The sequence below is a fragment of the Plantibacter sp. MPB07 genome (genome assembly GCF_046619465.1).
In the GTDB taxonomy this organism is placed as follows: Bacteria; Actinomycetota; Actinomycetes; order Actinomycetales; family Microbacteriaceae; genus Plantibacter; species Plantibacter auratus.
In genome coordinates this window covers 2,400,590-2,420,472 of sequence record NZ_CP177043.1, presented here as the reverse complement: position 1 = coordinate 2,420,472, position 19,883 = coordinate 2,400,590, and the positions used below count along the sequence as shown (strand labels likewise).

Annotated in this window: 18 protein-coding genes and 1 riboswitch; of the genes, 7 read left to right on the top strand and 11 right to left on the bottom strand. The window is 70.2% G+C overall.

The annotated features are described in order from the left end of the window. Window positions 1-58: 58 nt before the first annotated feature. A riboswitch (TPP riboswitch) is annotated at window positions 59-159 on the top strand. The 4 genes from thiM (at window position 151) to ACLIME_RS11100 (ending at window position 3,618) form a co-directional block, all read left to right on the top strand. Beyond that, window positions 151-1,002 carry a hydroxyethylthiazole kinase gene (gene thiM, locus ACLIME_RS11115; protein ID WP_411556938.1) on the top strand — a complete coding sequence of 284 codons (852 nt, stop codon included), beginning with the start codon at window positions 151-153 and terminating at the stop codon, window positions 1,000-1,002. Its footprint overlaps the riboswitch before it by 9 nt. Then, the gene (gene thiE / locus ACLIME_RS11110) at window positions 999-1,709 is read left to right on the top strand and encodes a thiamine phosphate synthase (RefSeq protein WP_307783489.1); all 711 of its coding nucleotides are present in this window, start codon (window positions 999-1,001) and stop codon (window positions 1,707-1,709) included. Before thiM ends, thiE begins: the two co-directional genes overlap by 4 nt. Beyond that, window positions 1,706-3,274: a bifunctional hydroxymethylpyrimidine kinase/phosphomethylpyrimidine kinase gene (locus ACLIME_RS11105; protein WP_411556937.1), complete on the top strand. Its 1,569-nt coding sequence runs from the start codon at window positions 1,706-1,708 to the stop codon at window positions 3,272-3,274. The genes thiE and ACLIME_RS11105 overlap by 4 nt, the downstream gene beginning before the upstream one ends. A gap of 47 nt (window positions 3,275-3,321) precedes the next feature. Beyond that, entirely contained in the window at window positions 3,322-3,618 is a 297-nt protein-coding gene (locus ACLIME_RS11100) for a pyrimidine/purine nucleoside phosphorylase (protein ID WP_086475105.1), read from the top strand. A 124-nt stretch (window positions 3,619-3,742) separates the two neighbouring features. Here ACLIME_RS11100 and ACLIME_RS11095 read toward each other — a convergent pair whose 3' ends face one another. The 4 genes from ACLIME_RS11095 to ACLIME_RS11080 form a co-directional block, all read right to left on the bottom strand. Continuing rightward, window positions 3,743-4,363 carry a hypothetical protein gene (locus tag ACLIME_RS11095; protein ID WP_411556936.1) on the bottom strand — a complete coding sequence of 207 codons (621 nt, stop codon included), beginning with the start codon at window positions 4,361-4,363 and terminating at the stop codon, window positions 3,743-3,745. A gap of 735 nt (window positions 4,364-5,098) precedes the next feature. Next, window positions 5,099-5,500 carry a hypothetical protein gene (locus ACLIME_RS11090; RefSeq protein WP_064296142.1) on the bottom strand — a complete coding sequence of 134 codons (402 nt, stop codon included), beginning with the start codon at window positions 5,498-5,500 and terminating at the stop codon, window positions 5,099-5,101. A 51-nt stretch (window positions 5,501-5,551) separates the two neighbouring features. Next, on the bottom strand, window positions 5,552-6,256 hold the full coding sequence (locus tag ACLIME_RS11085; protein ID WP_411556935.1) for an ABC transporter ATP-binding protein: 705 nt from the start codon (window positions 6,254-6,256) through the stop codon (window positions 5,552-5,554). A gap of 61 nt (window positions 6,257-6,317) precedes the next feature. Further along, entirely contained in the window at window positions 6,318-7,403 is a 1,086-nt protein-coding gene (locus ACLIME_RS11080; RefSeq protein ID WP_411556934.1) for an ABC transporter permease, read from the bottom strand. A 176-nt stretch (window positions 7,404-7,579) separates the two neighbouring features. Here ACLIME_RS11080 and ACLIME_RS11075 point away from each other — a divergent pair, with 176 nt between their 5' ends. Together ACLIME_RS11075 and ACLIME_RS11070 are read left to right on the top strand one after the other, a co-directional pair. Beyond that, window positions 7,580-8,845, top strand: a complete 1,266-nt coding sequence (locus tag ACLIME_RS11075) for a sensor histidine kinase (protein WP_411556933.1) — start codon at window positions 7,580-7,582, stop codon at window positions 8,843-8,845. After that, entirely contained in the window at window positions 8,838-9,494 is a 657-nt protein-coding gene (locus ACLIME_RS11070; RefSeq protein WP_411556932.1) for a response regulator, read from the top strand. Before ACLIME_RS11075 ends, ACLIME_RS11070 begins: the two co-directional genes overlap by 8 nt. 301 nt (window positions 9,495-9,795) lie before the next feature. Here the strand turns inward: ACLIME_RS11070 and ACLIME_RS11065 are convergent, their stop codons facing one another. The 4 genes from ACLIME_RS11065 to ACLIME_RS11050 all read right to left on the bottom strand — a co-directional run bounded on the left by ACLIME_RS11065 (window position 9,796) and on the right by ACLIME_RS11050 (window position 14,107). Continuing rightward, window positions 9,796-11,166: a cryptochrome/photolyase family protein gene (locus ACLIME_RS11065; RefSeq protein WP_192005974.1), complete on the bottom strand. Its 1,371-nt coding sequence runs from the start codon at window positions 11,164-11,166 to the stop codon at window positions 9,796-9,798. Between the two features lie 360 nt (window positions 11,167-11,526). Further along, window positions 11,527-12,087: a methylated-DNA--[protein]-cysteine S-methyltransferase gene (locus ACLIME_RS11060; protein ID WP_411556931.1), complete on the bottom strand. Its 561-nt coding sequence runs from the start codon at window positions 12,085-12,087 to the stop codon at window positions 11,527-11,529. Then, a complete protein-coding gene (locus tag ACLIME_RS11055) occupies window positions 12,084-13,586 on the bottom strand; it encodes an AlkA N-terminal domain-containing protein (protein WP_411556930.1) in 1,503 nt (500 codons plus the stop codon). The genes ACLIME_RS11060 and ACLIME_RS11055 overlap by 4 nt, the downstream gene beginning before the upstream one ends. An 89-nt stretch (window positions 13,587-13,675) precedes the next feature. Then, window positions 13,676-14,107, bottom strand: a complete 432-nt coding sequence (locus tag ACLIME_RS11050; RefSeq protein WP_411558792.1) for a MarR family winged helix-turn-helix transcriptional regulator — start codon at window positions 14,105-14,107, stop codon at window positions 13,676-13,678. Between the two features lie 399 nt (window positions 14,108-14,506). Here ACLIME_RS11050 and ACLIME_RS11045 point away from each other — a divergent pair, with 399 nt between their 5' ends. Then, window positions 14,507-18,193, top strand: a complete 3,687-nt coding sequence (locus ACLIME_RS11045; RefSeq protein WP_411556929.1) for an SdrD B-like domain-containing protein — start codon at window positions 14,507-14,509, stop codon at window positions 18,191-18,193. Between the two features lie 61 nt (window positions 18,194-18,254). On the opposite strand, the gene ACLIME_RS11040 is transcribed toward ACLIME_RS11045, so the two are convergent. The 3 genes from ACLIME_RS11040 to ACLIME_RS11030 are packed head-to-tail and all read right to left on the bottom strand — an operon-like array spanning window position 18,255 to window position 19,805. After that, a complete protein-coding gene (locus ACLIME_RS11040) occupies window positions 18,255-18,623 on the bottom strand; it encodes a hypothetical protein (RefSeq protein ID WP_411556928.1) in 369 nt (122 codons plus the stop codon). Beyond that, complete coding sequence (locus ACLIME_RS11035) at window positions 18,616-19,233, bottom strand: Asp23/Gls24 family envelope stress response protein (protein ID WP_411556927.1); 618 nt, start codon at window positions 19,231-19,233, stop codon at window positions 18,616-18,618. The genes ACLIME_RS11040 and ACLIME_RS11035 overlap by 8 nt, the downstream gene beginning before the upstream one ends. Further along, a complete protein-coding gene (locus tag ACLIME_RS11030) occupies window positions 19,230-19,805 on the bottom strand; it encodes an RNA polymerase sigma factor (RefSeq protein ID WP_236555260.1) in 576 nt (191 codons plus the stop codon). Before ACLIME_RS11030 ends, ACLIME_RS11035 begins: the two co-directional genes overlap by 4 nt. Between the last annotated feature and the right edge of the window lie 78 nt (window positions 19,806-19,883).

Genomic DNA, 19,883 nt, shown 5'->3' with positions numbered 1-19,883 from the left:
CTCCATCATCCTCGCCCGCCCGCTGGACGGGAAGCCGGGCCGACCCGCTAGGGTGGTCGCGAGTGACACGGGGTGCCGATCCCACGACGATCGGCTGAGAACACACCCGTCGAACCTGATCTCGTTAGTCCGAGCGAAGGGATGTCGCGAATGAGCATTCGCACACCGCAGCAGTCTGCCCACCCGTCCACCGACGAGCCGTCCGTCGGCGAGTTCGCGAGCGCCTCCGGGAACCTCCTCGACCGCCTGCGCGAGTGCACGCCGCTCGTCCAATCGATCACGAACGCCGTGGTGACGAACTTCACCGCGAACGTCCTACTCGCCATCGGCGCCGCCCCGGCGATGACCGACATCCCCACCGAGGCCGGACCGTTCGCCCGCATCGCCTCCGGGGTGCTCCTCAACCTCGGGACGCCGCAGGCGGAGCAGCGCGAAGCCATGGTCGAGGCCGCCACCGCCGCGAACGACGCCGGCACCCCGTGGGTGCTCGACCCCGTCGCCGTCGGCTTCCTGCCGGTGCGCACGGCGCTCGCCACCGAACTCCTCGCCCTCCGGCCGACGATCGTCCGCGGCAACGCCAGCGAGATCATCGCGCTCGCCGGACTGGGCGCCGGCGGTCGCGGGGTCGACAGCACCGACTCGGTCGACAGTGCGATCGAGGCGGCCACCGCGATCGCCCGCACCTCGGGTGCCGTCGTCGCGATCTCCGGGCCGACAGACGTCATCACCGACGGTGAGCGCATCGTCCGCTGCTCGAACGGGCACGCCTGGCTCACCCTCGTGACGGGCGGTGGCTGTGCCCTCGGTGCCGTACTCGCCGCCTTCGCGTCACTCGACGACGACCGGCTGCTGACGACGGTCGCGGCGACCACCGCGTACACGGTCGCCGCGCAGCTGGCGGCCGCGGAGAGCCGTGGACCCGGCTCCTTCGCTCCCGCCTTCCTCGACCACCTCCACCTCCTCGATGCCGACACCGTCCGCAGCCTGGCGGTGATCGCGTGAGCGCCTCGACCACCGCGGACCGGGTCCTCGCGGCCCGTTCGCACGCCGAGCTCGTGCGCCGCGGTATCGCCACCTACCTCGTCACGGATGCTTCGGCCAGCGGGGATCGCGGTGTCCTCGACGTCGTGCGCCGGGCCGTCGACGGTGGGGTGACCGCGGTCCAGCTGCGGGAGAAGACCGCGTCGGCGCGAGAGTTGTTCGACCTGACCGTGCGTGCGGCGGAGGTCGTCGCCGGGCGGGCGCTGCTCCTCGTCGACGATCGGGTGGACGTGTTCCTCGCCGCCCGTTCCGCCGGCGCCGTCGTCCACGGCGTCCACGTGGGTCAGAGCGATCTCCCGGTCGACGCCGTGCGTCGCATCGTGGGTCAGGCCGCCGTCGTGGGACTGACGGCGAACACCTCGGCGCACCTCGACGCGGTCGCAGCGCTGCCACTCGGGACGGTCGACTACCTCGGCGTCGGCGTCATCCGCCCGACGACGACCAAGCCGGACCACCCGGAGCCGCTGGGCATGGAGGGGTTCGCCGCGATCGCCGCCGCGACCCCGCTCCCGTGCGTCGCGATCGGTGGGGTGTCACTGGAGGACACGGTCGAGCTCCACGCTGCCGGTGCCGCTGGTCTCGCCGTCGTCTCCGCCATCTGCGCCGCCGACGATCCGGCGGCCGCCGCCCGGGCGTTCCACAGCGCCTGGATTGAGGTCTCGGCATGAGCGCCGTGAAAGAGACGACGGCGCCGGCGTCGTCGAGCTCGGACCGGGTGCGCGGTCGACGACCTGTCGCGGTCCGGGACACACCGCGGGTGCTGAGCATCGCCGGCACCGACCCGACCGGCGGTGCCGGGATCCAGGCCGACCTCAAGAGCATCGCCGCGAACGGCGGATACGGCATGGCGGTCGTCACCGCGCTCGTCGCGCAGAACACCCGGGGCGTCCGATCCGTGCACACCCCGCCCGTCGGTTTCCTTCGCGAGCAGTTGGACGCGGTCGCGGACGACGTGGTGATCGACGCGGTCAAGATCGGGATGCTGGGCGATGTCGCGATCATCGACACCGTGTCGACCTGGCTGCAGGAGACGGTGACCGGACCCGTCGTCCTCGACCCGGTGATGGTGGCGACGAGCGGCGACCGTCTCCTCCGCCGCGACGCCGAAGCGGCCATGCGCGCGCTCCTCCCGCGCGTCGACCTCGTGACCCCGAACCTGCCGGAGCTCGCCGTCCTCGCGGACGAACCGGTGGCGACGAGCTGGGCCGACGCACTCGCCCAGGCGGAGCGGGTCTCGGCGCAGGCGGGCGTGATCGTGCTCGTGAAGGGTGGGCACCTGACGGGGACGACCGCGTGCCCGGATGCGCTCGTCGACGCCACCGGTGGTCTGGGCGACGACCGATCACTCGTCGAGTTCGACGGTCTTCGAGTCGACACAGGGAACACCCACGGGACCGGATGCTCCCTGTCGAGCGCGATGGCCACCCTCGTCGTCCGTTCGGGGTCCTGGACCGAGGCGCTCGGCAAGGCGAAGACGTGGCTCACGTCGAGCCTCCGACACGCGGACGTGCTCGAGGTCGGCTCGGGCAACGGGCCGATCAGCCACTTCGCCGAGCTGTGGGCATCGTCCGGGACGACCTCGAGTCGGCAGGACGGCGCCGGCATCCTCACGGGCTGGTGGGAGGACATCGCCGAGCTGCGGACGCGGATCGATCACCTGCCGTTCGTGACGACGCTCGCGGACGGCACCCTCGATCCAGCCCGGTTCGCCTGGTACCTGCAGCAGGACGCGATCTACCTGCGGGCCTATTCGCGGGTCCTCGCACGAGCGAGTGCACTGGCGCCGACGGCCGAGGAACAGGTGTTCTGGGCGACCGGCGCGGCGGGCTCCATCGAGGCCGAGATGGAGCTGCACCGCACCTGGTTGAGCACGTATGCCGTCGGCGGTATGGACGTGGAACCGTCGGCGACGACCACGGCGTACCTCGACCACCTGCACGCGGCGACCGTCGACGGCGACTACGGGCGGGTGGTCGCCGCCGTGTTGCCCTGCTACTGGATCTATCAGGATCTCGGTGAACGGCTCGTCGGCGCATCGCACGCGGAGCACCCCTTCGCGGCGTGGCTCGACACGTACGCCGACCCCGCCTTCGCGACGGCGAACGCCCGGGCGATCGAGATCGTCGCCGGGGCGGCGGCTCGTGCGGACGAGGCCGGCCGGGAGACGATGCGACGGGCGTTCCTGGCCTCGGCCGCGCACGAGGAGGCGTTCTTCGCCGAGCCGATACGATGAAGGCCGGTTCCGCCGCCGCGGTCCCGGACCACGACGAGAGGCCCCTGATGCTGACGAGCAACGAGTACTTCGACGGCAACGTGAAGTCGATCGGCTTCACCACGAACGAGCCCGGTGCGGAGTCGGCCAGCGTCGGAGTGATGGAGCCGGGGCAGTACACCTTCACCACGGGCAAGGCCGAGGAGATGTCGGTGATCTCCGGCAAGCTCCGCGTGCTGCTGCCGAACACGAGTGCCTGGCAGGACTTCGGGCCCGACGCGCAGTTCAGTGTCCCGGGGAGCAGCAGCTTCCAGGTCGAGGTCGAGGTCACCACCGCGTACCTCTGCCGCTACCTCAACATCTGAGCACTGTTCGACCGGTCACCGAGCTAGAAGACGCCGAGGGTAGTGGACGGAGCGATGTGAGGCGACCTGCAGAACTGAGAGGGGGACCGACGCGATGAGTCGGTCCCCCTCGTTGAGAATTGGTCTAGCCAGTGATCGTGTCGGTGGGAGATCCGCTAACGCAAAGGCCCCCAGTCGTGAGTACTGATCCGCCCGCAATCGTAGAGATTGGCAGGCCCTCGATCACCTGGGTATCGATGAACCTGGTTTCGAACCACCTCTCGGCTCCCCAGGCGGGCAGGCCACTGAAGTCGAAGCTCTCGAAATCGATGCTCGAGTAAACGGCGACCGACCAGACGTGGCTTACGGGAAGTCCGAATTTGGGCTGGATGTCGTAGCCGGTGTAGACACTGCGGTAGCCCTCTTTGCCGCTCAGATAGACCCATGAACTGCCGCAGTTTCCGACGACGCGATCCCGTGTCGAGGCGCCGCTCTCCTCTGCAATCGGGACTGCATGTGTGAAGTCTCCGTCCGGCGTGCCCGCGTCCATGGCCCACTGCTGCCCGTCCGAGTCTGTGCGGACCGCGTAGCCGTAGGCGATGGCGTTGTCGGCCGTGAGTTTGATGGCCTCCATCGGAGAGGAAACAGCGCTGGTGCCATCGTCCTGCACGTCTGATGCCAGGGCGGATGAGCTCGCTCCGCCAAGACTCAGTCCAAGCACGGCGACACCGACAAGCATGTTCCGGATCGATCGGACAGATTTCATGAAGCCTCCTCTGGGTTGCTGCCATCTACCCGTTCAGAGTGGCATCTCATGCGCTCAAATACTAGTTCTCTGTGTGAGAAACCTGTGATACGGGGAAGGTGAAGTCGGAGGGGCCCTGAGATGCGTTCGCGAGAGGGCTGGGGCCCGCCTGGAGCCCGATCGTCGAGAGGGCGTAGGAGATGACATCCAAAATGGAACCCCGAGAGGGTGTCGGAACCGAGTAGAGATCCGCGGCGAGTACAGCGCCCGAATCTACGCGGAGCAGCTCCACATCCCAGCTCTCCATCTTGTCATCTCTGGCGATCAACACCGCCCTGACGTGAGAGGCAAGAGCACGTTCCTCGCCCCGAAGCGCAGCAATGGGCTTTGACATTTTAGTCCCTCCAGTCTCGTATACAGGACTATAGCCTCCGCCTGCTCCGGGTGAGATTCGCCGGCCTGATGCCCGTCCATCCGTCCTCGGCGTGTGACGCCCATCCGCGGAGATCAGTCACGCGGGGGTCTGTTGCCTTGTCAATTCCGGATGTCTCGGCAAGCCAGCTGCCACGGCTCGCTCCGCGAGCCTTTCCCTCGATGGAGAAGTGGTCCGGCACTTGAGGGAGAGGATGCAGATGTTGGTTCGGTTCGAAAGGGACTGGTCGGGGTGGGTGCGCCCTTCGACAGGCTCAGGGACTGGGGTGGGTGCGCCCTTCGACAGGCTCAGGGACCGGTTCGGTTCGTACGAGCGTCCCCGGCTCAGGACCGGTCGACGACCTCGAGCGTGAGGACGACGGTCGAATCGTCGGAGCTGTTCGTCAGCGTCACCGTCGTGCTCCCGACCTCGAGCGGCTGCAGGCCGGGGTTGAACGACGCGCCGCCGCGGGATCCGCCCGGTACGTACTCCGCGATCGACGGATCCTCGATCTCAGCGGACCACACGGTCGGATCGACGGCGACGAGGTCCACCACGTTGTCGAGGCCGACGGTGACGGTGCGGCCGTCCTGATCGACGAGCTGCACGATGACGGGTGCGATCACGCCGGCCTCGCTCGCGGAGCTCTGACCGGAGGGCGAGTCCGCGCCACCGGTGCAGGCACTCGTGCCGAGCACGGCGCCGACGATCGCGATCACGGTCAGCCCACGGGTCGCACGGCGCATGGCGGTCCTCTCTCGACGTGACCTCACCCTACCGCCGGGCGACGGTGGACCTCAGGACCGCAGGGCCAGCGCGTCGGCGGCGGCGCTGAGCCGACCGTCCTCCATGACGAGCACCTGGTCCATGCGGTCGAGGTGGCTCCGATCGTGGGTGACCAGCAGCGTCGCGGCGCCCGAGGTCGCGGTGAGTTCGAGGATGAGCTCGATGATCGCGGATCCGCGCTCGTGGTCGAGTGCACTGGTCGGCTCATCCACGACGAGGGCGTCGGGCTCGTTCATGAGGGCGCGCGCGATGTTGACCCGCTGCCGCTGACCGCCGGAGAGCTGATGCGGCCGCTTGCCGGCCTGGTCGGCGAGCCCGACGGCGGCGAGCAGCATCGCGGCCCGCTCGCGGGTGCGCGTCCGGTCGGCCCGCGACGCGCGGCCGCCGAGCGTCCCGAGGACGCACAACTGCTCGAGGGCCGTGAGCGACGGCAGCAGGTTGGCCTGCTGGAACACGATGCCGAGCCTCGTGCGGCGGAAGTCGGTTGCCGCACGGCGGTCGAGGGAGGTGGCGTCGACCCCGGCCACTTCCACGAGGCCGCTGTCGGGCCGGATGAGGCCGGCCGCGACGGCGAGCACGCTCGACTTCCCGGAGCCCGAGGGCCCGGTGAGCGCGGTCACGGTCCCGGCCGGGACGGTGAGGGTCGCGTGGTCGACGGCGGTGACGCGGTGATCGCCGTCGGGGAAGGTGAGGGTGACGTCGGTGAGCGAGATCATGGGGTGACTCCGATGGTGACGGGGGTGGGTGCGAGGAAGGATGCGGGGAGGGCGTGCACGGTCACCGGTTGCCGCCGAGCGCGGTCAACGGGTCGGCCGAGAGGATGGACCGCAGGGCGAACGCCGCGCCGATCAGGCCGAGGGCGATCATGATCACCCCGGGCACGAGCGTCGTCAGTGGGCTGAGCACGAAGGGCAGCGCCGTGCCAGCCGCGGATCCGAGTGCGGCGGTGATGCCGATGCCGAGTCCCACGCCGAGGACGAGGAGGACGAGCGCCTGGCCGAGTGCATCGAGCGACAGCCGACGGGTCGTCGCGCCCAGTGCTTTGAGGATCGCCACGTCGCCCGCGCGCTGCATGGTCCACACCGTGAAGAAGGCTCCGATGACGAGCGCGGAGATCCCGAACAGCATGGCGACCATGAGGAGGAGCGATCCGATCTCGGAGCGGAACGATCCGATCGCGAGCAGGGACGACAGGACGTCCTTCGACACCGTGCCGGTGGCCTGCTCCGCTCCCGTCACCGCATCGGCGCTCGGGTTCCCGGTGATGGCGAGCGCGGTCGCTCCGTCGCCGGGGGACCCTTGCGCGGCCTGCAGCGACCGCCACTCCGACAGGCTCGTCCAGACGACCGGCGTGTGGCTGTACCACTGGTCGTCGACGACCGATCCGACCTCGAGTTCGCTGCCACCGATCGAGACGGTGTCGCCTCGGGAGACGTGGAGGGCCTCCGCGGCGGTCCGACTCAGGCGGGCGGTCCCGTGAGCGGGCACGTCGGCTGCGCGACCCGCGACGGCGTCACCACTGATCCCGAACAGTGCCACGGAGGTGCGCGCATCGTCCGTGGTCATCCGCGTCTGGCTGATGCCGAGCTCCTGGACACCGTCCACCCCGGGGACCGCAGCCCACGTGGTGGCCGCGTCCGCATCGATCGCGGAGTCGGCGAACGTCGCCTGCTCGCCGTCGGCGGGGGCCGCGAGGACGATGCTCGACGCACCCAGCCCGGTGATCGCCGAGATGTTCTGGTTCGCCAGCCCTGCGGTGAGGCCGCTGAGGAATCCGACGAGCAGGGTGATGAGGGCGACGACCGCCCCGATCAGCACGAAGCGACCGGTGGCGAAGCGCATGTCGCGCCAGGCGACGAACATGGGGACTCCTTGTCCGCCGCCCGACGGCGTCTCCGTGGTGCGGCAGGATTCCAGCCTCGCCGCGTCGCCGACGCCGGGCATCGTCGGACGGGACGGTCCTCAGGCGCGGTCAGGTGGAGGCGACGTTCCACCTTTCTGATGATTCGCGAGGACGATCCCCGCCGTACGCTGGGCGGATGAAGCACTCGGCACTCAGCCCCGTGTTCACCGGCCTGCAGCTCGGCCTCCACGGCCTGGTCACGGCACTCATCGTGCTCGTGATCGCGCGATCCGTCTCGGTCGGTGGCCAAGCGGCCCTCGCGGCGATCGTCCTCGCCGTCGTCATGCTGCTCACCTACGCCGCTGGCGCGATCCTCGGCGGTCGGGTCCGCCGTGCGGTTATCGTCAGCGGCACCACCGATCGCGACGCTGCTCCTGTCGGCGTGCGTCGAGGTCGGGTGTCCGTCCTCGTCTGGCTGGTGCTGCTGAGCGTCGAGTGGGTGGTCCTGGTGCTCCTCAGCCCGGATGCCGCCTACCTGGTCTTCCCGTTGTTCTTCCTCTATCTGCACCTCCTCCCCAGGGCCGTCGCGGTGCCCGCCGTCGTGACCGCCACCATCGCCGCGGTCGTGGCGATCGGTCTGCACGCCGGCTTCAGCGTCGGGGGAGTCGTCGGCCCGCTCGTCGGTGCGGCCGTGGCCGTCGCGATCGGACTCGGCTACGAAGCGCTGGCCCGGGAGGCGGCCGAGCGGGAGCGACTCATCGCCGAGCTCGTCGCAGCACGCGAGGAGCTCGCCGAGCGGGGCCGGCAGGCGGGCAAGCTGGCGGAGCGCGAGCGCCTCGCCGCCGACCTCCACGACACGGTCGCCCAAGCCCTGTCGAGCATCCAACTGCTCCTGCACGCGGCCGAGCGCTCTGCCGTCGAGCAGCCCGGCACCGAGCAGCTGCGTTCGCACATCGGTCTGGCGCGGGACGCCGCGGCGACGGCCCTCGCCGAGACGCGCAGCCTCATCGACGAGCTGAGCCCGCCGGCGTTGGTCGGCGCGACGATCGCGGACGCGCTCGGTCGGCTCGCCGAGACGACGACCGCCCAGAGCGGCACGCCGGTCTCCACGACGGTCACCGGCGATGCGTTCGTCCTCGGCACGCCGGTGACGACCGCGCTCCTCCGGACCGCGCAGAGCAGTCTCGCGAACGTCGTCCGGCATGCCGGAGCGAGCCGGGCGGACGTCACCCTCACCTACCTCGACGAGGAGGTCATCCTCGACATCGACGACGACGGGGTGGGGTTCGATGCGGCGAGCGTCGCCGAGCGCACTGCGGGCGGTTCGTTCGGCATGATGTCCATGCGCCGTCGCATCACCGAACTGGGTGGCGAGGTCGAGGTGCGCAGCGCGCCGGGCGCCGGCACGACCATCACCGTGCGGTTCGCAGCACCAGGAGTGGAGGGGGACGTCCATGCGTGACGATGCGACGGATGCCGGGGAGCCGCCGGTCATCCGGGTCGTGGTGGCGGACGACCACCCGATCGTCCGAGCCGGGCTCCTCGCGGTGCTCGCGCCGATCGCCGACATCGAGGTGGTCGGGACCGCGTCGACCGCAGCCGAGGCCGTCGCCGCCGCACCCGGCGCCGACCTCGTCCTCATGGACCTGAGCTTCGGCGACGGTCCGACGGGGATCGATGCGACGAGGGAGATCGCGTCGCTGCCGGGCGGTCCGTCGGTCCTCGTGCTGACGAACTACGACTCCGACGCCGACATCCTCGGCGCGATCGAAGCCGGAGCCGCGGGGTATCTGTTGAAGGACGCCGCCCCGGAGGACCTCATTGACGGCATCCGCTCGGCGGCCGGCGGGAACTCGGTGCTCGGGCCGGCCGTGGCGACCCGGCTGGTCGCTCGGGTGAACGCACCGCAACAGGCGCTGAGCGCGCGCGAGATCGAGGTGCTCGCGCGGGCGGCCGAGGGGCTCACCAACCTCGAGATCGCCGGGCGACTGCACGTCGGGGAGACAACCGTGAAGTCGCATCTCGCCCACATCTACACGAAGCTCGACGTGTCGAACCGCTCTGCCGCGATCGCCGCGGCCCAGCGCGCCGGTCTCTTCCGCACCCGCTGACCCCCCGTCGACAGGCCCGAGGACTGGTCGTGTCCCCGCCCTTCGACAGGCTCAGGGACCGGGTTCGCACGGTCGCTGAGGCCCGTCCCGGTCCCTGAGCGCCCACCCCGGTCCCTGAGCGCCACCCCGGTCCCTGAGCTTGTCGAAGGGTCGACTGACTCAGGGTCCGATCCACCCGGTCACTGAGCCGAATCCCGGTCCCTGAGCTTGTCGAAGGGTCGACTGACTCAGGGTCCGATCCACCCGGTCACTAATCCCGGTCACTGAGCCTGTCGAAGGGTCGAAGAACGACGGCCCGGAGCTACGCCCCCTTGACCTGCTCGTACGCCGCGAGCGCAGCCTGTCTCGTCTCGCCGAGGTCGACGATCGGCTCGGGGTAGTCGGGCGTCCCGAACTCGGGCACCCATCGCTTGATGTACGCGTCGTCGGCGTCGAAGCGTTCGCGCTGCCGTTCCGGGTTGAAGATCCGGAAGTAGGGCGAGGCGTCGAAGCCGCTGCCGGCCACCCACTGCCAGTTGAAGGGGTTGGACGCCGGGTCGGCGTCGACGAGCGTGTCCCAGAACCAGTCCTCGCCGAGCTTCCAGTGGATGAGCAGGTTCTTGGTGAGGAAGGATGCCGTCACCATCCGGATCCGGTTGTGCATGGTGCCCGTCGCCCAGAGCTCCCGCATGCCGGCGTCGACGAGCGGGATCCCGGTCCTCCCGGCGGTCCAGGCGTCGAAGGCGTCCTGGTCGACGTCCGGCCAGGGGAACCGGTCGAAGGCCTGACGCCAGTTGCGCGTCGCGAGGTCGGGGAAGGCGAAGAGGCAATGGTAGGCGAAGTCGCGCCAGCCGAGTTCTTTGAGGAAGGTGGCGCCGTCGTCGCCGAGATGCCGGCGGCCGTCGCGGGCGGCGTGCCAGATCTGCGGCGAGCTGATCTCGCCGAACCGGAGGTGCGGGGAGAGCCCGGAGGTCGACGGCTGGGCCGGGAAGTCTCGGTCCTCCGCGTAGCCCGTGACGCCGTCGTCGAGGAACTCGGCGAGCCGCGCGTCGGCGCCGGCCTCACCGGGCGTCCACTGCTCCCGGATTCCGGCCGCCCAGTCCGGCTTCGTCGGGAGCAGGTTCCAGGAGCCGAGCTCGTCGCCCGAGGGCGGTTCGGCCATGGCGGTCAGTGCGGTCGGCGCGGGGAGGGGGTGTCTCGGCGGGTTCGCCGCGTGCCGCTGCAGCGAGGCCTTCCAGAACGGGGTGAACACCGAATACGGCTGCCCCTGACCGGTGACGATCTCCCACGGCTCAGCGAGGAGGTTCGCGGCGAAGCTGCGAGCGTCGAGCCCGGCCTCCTTCAGCTCCGACTTGATCCCGGCGTCGATCTCGCGCTCGGCCGCGCCGTAGCGACGGTTCCACAGGACGGCGCCGGCGCCGATCGAGTGGGCGAGTTCGGGCACGATGGTCGCCGCGCTCCCGGACCGCAGGAGGAGCGTGCCGCCGAGACCGCGGATGTCGTCGCCGAGCGCCTCGAGGCTGTGGTGCAACCACCAGCGGGACGCGCCGCCGAGCGGTCGCAGCGCTTCGCTGTCGTCGAGGACGAACAGGCAGAGGATCGGCGCGTCGAGCTCGACCGCTGCGTGCAGCGCGGGGTTGTCGGCCAGGCGGAGGTCGTCGCGGAACCATACGATCGTCGGGGCAGCAGCCATCCCGTCAGCCTACGCGGACGATCCGTTCGGTCCGCAGGGTTGACCGGACCCGCCCGTCCCGGTCATCGTGCCGTCCCGGTCATCGTGCCATCTTCCGGTCCCCGTGCCATCTTCCGGTCACTGAGCTTGTCGAAGTGCCCACGGGGAAGCGCCGCCCTTCGACAGGCTCAGGGACCGTGGGAGGGTTCTCGCCGTTTGGACGGGTGCCCTCGTGCTCCGCTGTCTCCTTCTCCGGTCACTGAGCTTGTCGAAGTGCCCACGGGGAAGCGCCGCCCTTCGACAGGCTCAGGGACCGGGGATGGGTGCTCAGGGACCGTGGATGGGTGCTCAGGGACCGGCGGTCACTCTTCCCGTACCCACTCAGCTCAGCGCGGCCTCGCGGTCGAGCAACGACCGCTTGACGTCGAGTCCCCACGCGAACCCACCGAGCGACCCGTCGGTCCGGAGGACACGGTGGCACGGGACGAACAGGGCGGGCGCATTCGTCGCGCAGGCGCTCGCCGCAGCGCGGACCGCCGACGGCCGACCGCTCGCCGCGGCGAACTCCGTGTACGTCACCGGGTGTCCTGCCGCGATCGTCCGCAGCACCGTCCAGGCGTGCGTGCGGAACGGGCCGCCGAACTGGGCGACCGGTACGAGGTCGATCGCCGCCAGGTCGCCGTCGTAGTACGCGCGGACGGCGTCCATCGCTGCGATCGTCCCCGCCACGGTCTCGCCGGGGCGGTCGGCGGGTCGGATCCGTTCGAGCATGACGCCGATGTCGTCGGACCACCCTGAGGAGAGGACCGCCCCGTCCTCCCGCGCGAGGATCGTGAAGGGGCCATCCGGGGTGTCGACGGTCTGGCTGGTCGCGGTGAGCTGCGCGCCGGACGCCCGGCCGTCACCGCGGCGGGCGCTCGTGCTGGAGATGGTGGTGGTCATGCTGCTGGACCTTTCTCGAGGGCTGCGGGCGCGGCGGACGGCGCCGGTGTGGAGGCCGCCTTCCACAGGTGGAGGCAGAGGTAGGAGCGCCACGGGGCGAAGGCGTCCGCTTCCGCGGTGAGGGTGCGGGCGTCGGACGGCAGGCCGAGTCGGCCCGCACCCGTGCGGACGGCGACGTCGCCGGGCAGGAAGGCGTCGGGGTTGCCGAGCACCCGCATGCTGACGTAGTCGGCCGTCCAGGGGCCGATCCCCTTCATGGCGAGCAGGCGCGTCCGGAGCTCGTCGCGGTCGTCGCCGAAGCCGATCGTGAGTTCACCGGACACGAGTGCCCGCGCGACGCCGAGCAGGCTGTCGATCCGCGCTCGGGGCCCGACGAGTGCGGCCTCCCCGCCGTTCGCGATCTGCGTCGCCGTCGGGAAGAGCCGGTGCAGTCCGTGTCGTTCGGGGACCGTCGTGCTCACCTCGTCCGCGAGACGGCGGAGCTGGGTGCGCGCCGCGGCCACGGTGATCTGCTGGCCGACCATCGCCCGGACCAGCATCTCCTCCGGATCGACCGCCCCGGGGAGTCGGATGCCGGGTGTGGCCGCGACCGAGGCGGCGAGACGCGGGTCCGTCGCGAGGACGGCGTCGGCCGACGTCGGGTCGGCGTCGAGGTCGAAGAGCCGACGGACCCGCGAGACGAGCACCGGCAGGTCGGCGAGGTCCGTCACCTCGGCGGTGAGTCGGAGGTCGTCGCCGAGCTGTCGCACCTCGAACCACGCCGTGCCGCCGGGGAGGGCGAGGAGCCGGGCGTAGTGGTCGGGCCCCGCGAGCTCGACGCCGTCCACCGCCCGTGGCGCGAGCCAGGCGAAGACGCCCGCTGCGTCGAACGGGCGGCGGAACGGCAGGGACAGGGTGATCGAGCCGGAGGCGTGTTCGCCGACCGTCCGGTGTTTCGCGCGCAGCTCACCGGGGGTGAGCTCGAACACCTCCCGCATCGTGTCGTTGAACTGCCGGATGCTCGAGAACCCGGCGGCGAAGGCGATGTCACCGAAGGGGAGGTCGGTGCCGGTCAGCAGCTGTCGAGCACCCTGCGCGCGGTGGGCCCGCGCCAGGGCGAGTGGACCCGCGCCCAGCTCGGCGCTGAGGATCCGCGTCAGATGCCGGCTCGAGTACCCGAGGCGCGAGGCGAGTCCCGGGACGCCCTCGCGTTCGACGACGCCATCGGCGATGAGGCGCATGCTGCGCGCGGCGACGTCGTTGCCGAGGTTCCAGGCGGGCGTGCCAGGGACAGCCTCAGGCAGGCACCGCTTGCATGCGCGGAAACCGGCCTCGTGCGCTGCGGCGCTCGTCGCGTAGAAGGTGACGTTCTCCGGCTTCGGGGTCCGAGCCGGGCAGGACGGCCGGCAGTAGATCCCCGTGGAGCTCACGGCCGTGATGAACTGCCCGTCGAAGCGCTGGTCGCGGGCTTGGATCGCGCGATAGCGTTCGGCGAAGTCCATGCTCCGGGTGTCGTCCATGATCCGAGTCTGACATGCGCCACCGGGTCCGACGAGCGGAAATCGGACACGACAGTGGGGGCCGTGCGCGCCGGATCAGTCGGCGCGGCTCACGCTCCGCGGAGCTTGTCGCTGAGCGCCGCGAGGGTCGCCATCTCCTGTGGGCTGAGCGACGTGGTCACGCGTTCGGCGATCGTCGCACCGTGGGCGATGGCGACCGCACGGTAGACGTCGTAGCCCGCGTCGGTCATGCGGACGAGGGTGCCGCGGCCGTCGTCCGGGTCGGGGCATTTGCCGACCAGTCCGCGCGCGACGAGTCGGTCGACCAGGCGACTGATGCTCGGCTGCGAGAGCAGCACGCTCGAGTTGAGGTCGCGCAGACGGATGCGACGATCGGGCTCCCTCGACATCGTGTGCAGGACGTCGTACTCGTTGAGCGAGATGCCGTGGCTCGGGAAGTCTTGCGAGATGTGGCGCATCACGTCGACCTGCGCGCGGAACAGTGACTCCCACGCGGCGATCGCGAGTCGCCTCTCGTCCATACCCGCTCCCGCTGCCGTCCGACGATCCACCACCTGAATCTATCCTGGACGGCCGTCGAGCGGTGCGTCGAGGTGGGGTGGTTGCGCTCCGTATCGTCTCCGGACATGACGAGAGCCGGTCGCAGAGGCTACGACCGGCTCTCTTTCCCTAGCACCAAGAGTGTCCTGCAATCACATTCCGTCAGCTGCCACAGCAAAACAACTAACGTTCCAAAACCATATAACGGATCGGTAACGAGCGGTAGTTATCAGAACGTTATTTTTGCTGGGAGTTGTCCGAGTGCGCTACCGGGGCGGAGCGCGAACGCATGGGTGTCGATGGCCCCACTTTCCCACGTATGTTTATTATGTTACGCTCTGAAATACCACCCGACCACACGTTACCGAGACGAGACCCCCATGTCCACACCGCACCGGCCCCGACGCCGGATCGTCACCGCCCACGCGGGCGCCATCGTCGCGCTCGTCGCGCTGCTGACCGGCACGGTCGCTTCGCCCGCGACAGCGGCCGGCACCCCGGCAACGGCACCGACGGACCCCGCGCCCGTCGATGAGCCCACCGGCGACAGCCCGGTCGACACCGACGAGCCCTCCTCGGGCAGCGACCCCGACGACACCCCGCCGACGACCCCGTCGGCACCGCGGACCGAGCCCGCCGCCACCCCCGACGCCGTGGCCCCGAACGCCGATCTCGCGCTGCAGATCGTGCTCGCCAGCGTCGCCACCGGCACCGCCCCGTTCGACGTGGACGACGCCCCCGGCCACGACAGCAGCGCGACGAACGATGTCGTCCGCACGCACGACACGGTCACCTACCGCGTCGAGGTCCAGCTCGACGGAGCCGCAGCCGGCGATCTCGTGACCGTTCGACAGACCCTCCCCGACGGCCTGCGCTGGCCGATCGTCACCGCGCTCCCCGCCTACTGCGGAGCCGGGTCGACCGTCAGCGACGACCGACGCGTCCTCGAGTGCGTCATCGGCGGCGTCCTGCCGAACTCCGTCACCACCTACGACCTGGTCGCCACGGCGGAGAGCATGCCGAACGGTTCCGTGCTCACCTCCCCGGCGGGAGCACTCAGCGCGGCGGCGAACGACGTGGCCTCCGGCGCGCTCGCCGAGGACGCGACGGAGGTCCCCACGACGACAGCGAGTAGCGGCCCGCGGGTGAACCTCGGGGTGCGGCCGCAACTGATCTCGACGACCGCCCAGCAGGACGGACTCTCCGGGTTCCGCGTCCAATACGACGCGTATCTCGACCTGTCCGGCTACAACGCTGCCGGGGGTCTCGGTGCACGCGGTCAGGCGAACGTGACCGAGGACGTCACGTTCGTGATCGACCTCGACGACGTGAGCCCGAACGCCCGTCTGTCGAACGAGACCGCCTGCGCCGCAGGTGCCGCCGAGAGCCGAGTGTTCCCCAAGGTCCGCGGCGGTGGCGAGAACGCCGTCACGGACTCCGGCCGGTGGACCTGCCGGATCGACCCGGACGACGCCCGCCGCATCATCGTGACCGTCTCGGGCGCCGACCTCAGTGCCGACCACATCCCGTCGAAGACCGCCAACGGTGCCGCCATCCCGCTCCGCGGGTACCTCGCGCTCGGTCGCTTCGGTGTCTTCGTCCCTCGGGACGACGTGCCCGCCAACGGCTCGCTGAGCACGCGCATCACCCTCCGCGACCTCGTCGCGACCGGCACCGATGCGGCGGGCGAACCGATCGCCAACGCCACCGAGCCGCTCGACGACAACAGCGCCACGGCGAACCTCATCCGTCGAGCTGACGGCAGCCACGGCACCCGGTACGTCGACGAGACCATCAAGCTCATCCCGGTCCCCGGTCAGTTCCTTCCTGGCACGGGTGATGGTGTGGTCGTCCCCGGCCAGCAGTATCGCGCGCTCACGATGTTCAACAACCGCGGCGGCACCGAGTTCACGGGGCAGGTGTTCTGCCAGGCCTTCGACACGAAGACGCAGCGTGCGGCCATCGGCATCGACGGGGTGCCCGCGCGCTCGCACGGCACGACGGACATCGTCATCGAGTACGGCACCCGGCCGACCGTCGACGTGGGTGCGGACGACGCGACCCGGTGGAAGCAGATGAACGACACGACCTGCAACGACGGCGACGACATCTGGACGACCGACCCCTCGTCGATCGACGCCGAGGACATCACGAAGATCCGCTACCGGAGTGCGAACGGGACCATCGCTATCGGCGCGAGCGTCATGGCCTCGCTCACCCTCGAGCTGAACGCCGGCGTCCCGGCCGGCAGCCTCCTCGCCGAGAGCTACTCGCTCTACAGCCCGGAGCAGTATCCCGTTGATCGCGACACGAGCGCATGGTACGCGAAGGATGGCTGGTACCACAGCAAATACGACCCGGCGGAACCGACGAACGAGGGCTACCCTCGCGGCGACCGCCTCATCGCAGCCAACGCCGTGATCGGCATCGGGAAGCGGGCGATCGAACCGGCCGTGGAACCCGGTTCGCCGGCCCAACTGCTCGCGGGTGACCGCGTCCGCTTCGAGGTGACGCCCCAGATCACGAGTGTGCCCGGCCAGGGGAACGCCGCACGTGACGTCGTCGTCGTCGACCGACTGCCCGCCGGACTCGTCTACGACCCGACGGAGGTGTCGCACGTGCCCGACTCGGTCGAGCTCGCCGAGGACGGCACCACCCTCCTCACCTGGAGGCTCGGGCAGGTCGAGCGCGGCGCCGAGCCCGTCATCCGGTACTGGGCGACGTCGGATGCGACGCTCGTCGGCGACCTGGTCAACCAGGTGGTCGTCGCGAGCCCGGACGACCCGGGTTCGCTCGAGGAGGTCCCTGAGGACGCCACGACGCAGGACGCGCACCACGGGCGCCAGACCGTGTCGCTCCGTGCGCCCGGTGGGCTCCGCGTGCAGAAGAGCGTCGAACAGCGCGTCATCGAGTCCGGCGACCGGATCGATTACCGCCTCGCCTACGCCAACATGAACGCCACCGGAGCCCAGGAGGACGTCGCGTTGGTGGACGTGCTCCCGTTCGTCGGCGACACCCGTGGATCATCCGCGGCCGGCGTCCTGGCCGACGAGATCGAGGCCGCCGACGGGGACCGCGTGCTCTACACCTCCGCCGACCCGGCCGCGGTGCAGGCCGCGTCCGCCATCGACGGCTCGGACACCTCCCGGGAGCTCCCGGACGGCTTCGAGTGGTGCACCGCCGACCGCTTCGGTGCGGAGGCATGCCCCGACTCGCTCGCTGACGTCACGGCATTCCGTGTGGAGGTCGCTGAACTCGACGCCCTCGAACGTCACGAGATCGCCGTCGAACTCACGACCGACGGAGCGGTCTCGGGTGCAGAGTACCGGAACGACGCCACGGTGCGCTCGGCGTCGCAGACCCTCGGAGCGCGCTCCCCGCTCGTGACGACGACCGTCGTCTCCTCGTCGATCGGCGAGCGCCTCTGGTGGGACCGTGACGGTGACGGACTCGACGACGACGGTGCCGACGGACAGCCCGGCGACGGCGTGGCCGATGTGCCGCTCCGGCTGGACGGCGTCGACAAGCACGGCGCCACCGTCTCCGAGGAGACCGAGACGGACTCCGACGGCCGATACCGCTTCAGCGGGCTCGTTTCGGGTTCGTACACCATCAGTGTCGACCTACCTGAGGGCGCGGAGATCACCGGCTTCCGCGTCGGTGACGACGGCCTCGTCAACTCGGCGCTCGATCCACAGTCGTCCACCATGGAGGACATCGTCGTGGTCGACCCGTCGCCGACCGGCGCGGACGCGGTCGACCTCACCTGGAACGGCGGCATCGTCGAGGTGGAGCTGCCGGTGACCCCGCCGGTGACCGATCCCGAGGACCCGACGGACCCGTCCGTCCCGTCGGAGCCGACACCGACGCCGTCCGAGACGCCGCAGGCGACCCCGGAACGTCCGTCCGGAACGGAGGGAACGCAGGGTCCGCTGGCCACGACCGGCGTGCTCTGGCTCGACCAGGCGATGATCGCCGCGATGCTCCTGCTCGTGATCGGCGGGGCGGCACTCCTCGTCGTGCGTGCGCGTCGCGCCCGCAGTGACGCCGAGGAGTCGAGCGGCTGAGTCGAGGAGCCACCTCACATCGAGCGCGCACGATCCCGGATCGGGACCGTGCGCGCTCGTGTCAGTCCTGGGAGCCGCTCGGGACGACGTCGATCACGCGGACGGTGATGGACGGTGCACCCTCGTCGGTGGACGAGGGGAGCCGCTCCGCGATGGCGCGATGGACCGCCTGCGCGACGGCAGGGGATGCCGCCTCCGCGGCGACGGAGATGTTGGTCTGCACGGTCAGGACGCCTCGGACCCGCTTGACGCTCACCCGTGCCGGCTGGTCGGGCGAGCCGAGCAGGGCACCGACGCCCTCCTTCGCGGCCCGGAGCAGGGTGGGCTCGACGGCGGTCAACCCGTCGACGCCCGGTACCGCCAGGATCACGTCGTTGAGCGAGCTCGCGAGCGATCCGAGGTCGTCGTCCGTCTCCGTCAGGTCATGCATCGTCCCCCACCTCTCCGATCTCGTCGGCCTCGAAGTGCAGGTCGTCGACGACGATGTCGAGTCCTGCCACGACGAGGTCCGTGTGTTGCCGGAGGCTGGCGGCGACCTCCTCGCGGAACAACGCAACCGTGTCGGCGACTGACTTCCCCCAACCGATGCTCACCGTGACGTGGAGCATGATCGGTTCACCGACCACGGTGACGTCGCCCTCGAGCACGCAGCGCCCCACGAGCACGCCCGGGGTGCGGTCGCCGGCACCGCGGACCAGCCCGCGGACCGTGCCCTCCGTGATGACGAGCGCCGCGGCGTCGTCGGACGCGGCGAACGGGATGTCGCGTCCGGCCTTCGCCTCACGGCCGATGTTCTCCATGATCCCGCGGATCCAGTCCTGGTCGAGTGCGGTGACCGCCGCCTCGTCCGCCTCCCGCAATGGCGTGGCGAGCGAGCGGACCCGTCGCAGGGACCGGAGGATCCGCTGGCATTCGGGCGAGTCGTCGATCGACGGGTCGGCCGGCAGCATGTCGCGTTCGAGGTAGTCCGTGAGGGCGTCGATCCCGTGCGCGCAACCGCCCGGTTCGCCCGGTCCGGAGCCCGGAATTTCGGTGTTCATCGCCACCCCTCCATGTCCTTGACCAGTGTCGCCCGAGCCCGTGCAAGACTCCCTCGGACGCTGGCGACGCTCTGCCCCAGCTGTTCGGCGATCTCCTCGTACGAGTATCCGCCGATCTCGCGGAGCACCCAAGCCTGGTGCTGTCCGTGCGGCAGTCTGTCGAGCGCTGCTGACAGTGCTCCCAGCTGCGACGATGCTTCGGCTCGCCGCTCGGGACCGTCGCGCTCCGGGGCCTCGATGATGGCGTCGTCGGTCGATTCGGTGTCCTTACGCTGCCGCATGAGGTCGATCGCCCGGCGGCTGACGATGCGCATCAGCCAGCTCTTCACCATCGCGCCGTCCTCGAGCGTGTCGATCCGCTTCCAGGCCGAGATGAGCGCCTCCTGGACGACGTCGTCGCCGTCCGCCGAGGAGCGCGTGAGTCGCACGGCGTACGCCTTCATCATCCTGCCGTAGCGCGTGATGAGCACCTGGAACGCGCGGGTGTCGCCGTCGACGCACCGTTCGACGAGGGTCCGGTCGGTCGCCTGCTCGAGGAGGCCACCCGACGTGCGCACTGGATCGACACCCACCGCCTGCCGCCTCTCTGTGCCGGCCGAGACAACTTCCGGCGGTTTCGTCACACCCGACCGTGACATCTGCGAGCCGGG

Coding starts and splice junctions, on each gene's coding strand:
- thiM (WP_411556938.1), top strand. CDS start 151: ATGAGCATTCGCACACCGCAGCAGTCTGCCCACCCGTCCACCGACGAG.
- ACLIME_RS11105 (WP_411556937.1), top strand. CDS start 1,706: ATGAGCGCCGTGAAAGAGACGACGGCGCCGGCGTCGTCGAGCTCGGAC.
- ACLIME_RS11100 (WP_086475105.1), top strand. CDS start 3,322: ATGCTGACGAGCAACGAGTACTTCGACGGCAACGTGAAGTCGATCGGC.
- ACLIME_RS11095 (WP_411556936.1), bottom strand. CDS start 4,363: ATGAAATCTGTCCGATCGATCCGGAACATGCTTGTCGGTGTCGCCGTG.
- ACLIME_RS11090 (WP_064296142.1), bottom strand. CDS start 5,500: ATGCGCCGTGCGACCCGTGGGCTGACCGTGATCGCGATCGTCGGCGCC.
- ACLIME_RS11085 (WP_411556935.1), bottom strand. CDS start 6,256: ATGATCTCGCTCACCGACGTCACCCTCACCTTCCCCGACGGCGATCAC.
- ACLIME_RS11080 (WP_411556934.1), bottom strand. CDS start 7,403: ATGTTCGTCGCCTGGCGCGACATGCGCTTCGCCACCGGTCGCTTCGTG.
- ACLIME_RS11075 (WP_411556933.1), top strand. CDS start 7,580: ATGAAGCACTCGGCACTCAGCCCCGTGTTCACCGGCCTGCAGCTCGGC.
- ACLIME_RS11070 (WP_411556932.1), top strand. CDS start 8,838: ATGCGTGACGATGCGACGGATGCCGGGGAGCCGCCGGTCATCCGGGTC.
- ACLIME_RS11065 (WP_192005974.1), bottom strand. CDS start 11,166: ATGGCTGCTGCCCCGACGATCGTATGGTTCCGCGACGACCTCCGCCTG.
- ACLIME_RS11060 (WP_411556931.1), bottom strand. CDS start 12,087: ATGACCACCACCATCTCCAGCACGAGCGCCCGCCGCGGTGACGGCCGG.
- ACLIME_RS11055 (WP_411556930.1), bottom strand. CDS start 13,586: ATGGACGACACCCGGAGCATGGACTTCGCCGAACGCTATCGCGCGATC.
- ACLIME_RS11050 (WP_411558792.1), bottom strand. CDS start 14,107: ATGGACGAGAGGCGACTCGCGATCGCCGCGTGGGAGTCACTGTTCCGC.
- ACLIME_RS11045 (WP_411556929.1), top strand. CDS start 14,507: ATGTCCACACCGCACCGGCCCCGACGCCGGATCGTCACCGCCCACGCG.
- ACLIME_RS11040 (WP_411556928.1), bottom strand. CDS start 18,623: ATGCATGACCTGACGGAGACGGACGACGACCTCGGATCGCTCGCGAGC.
- ACLIME_RS11035 (WP_411556927.1), bottom strand. CDS start 19,233: ATGAACACCGAAATTCCGGGCTCCGGACCGGGCGAACCGGGCGGTTGC.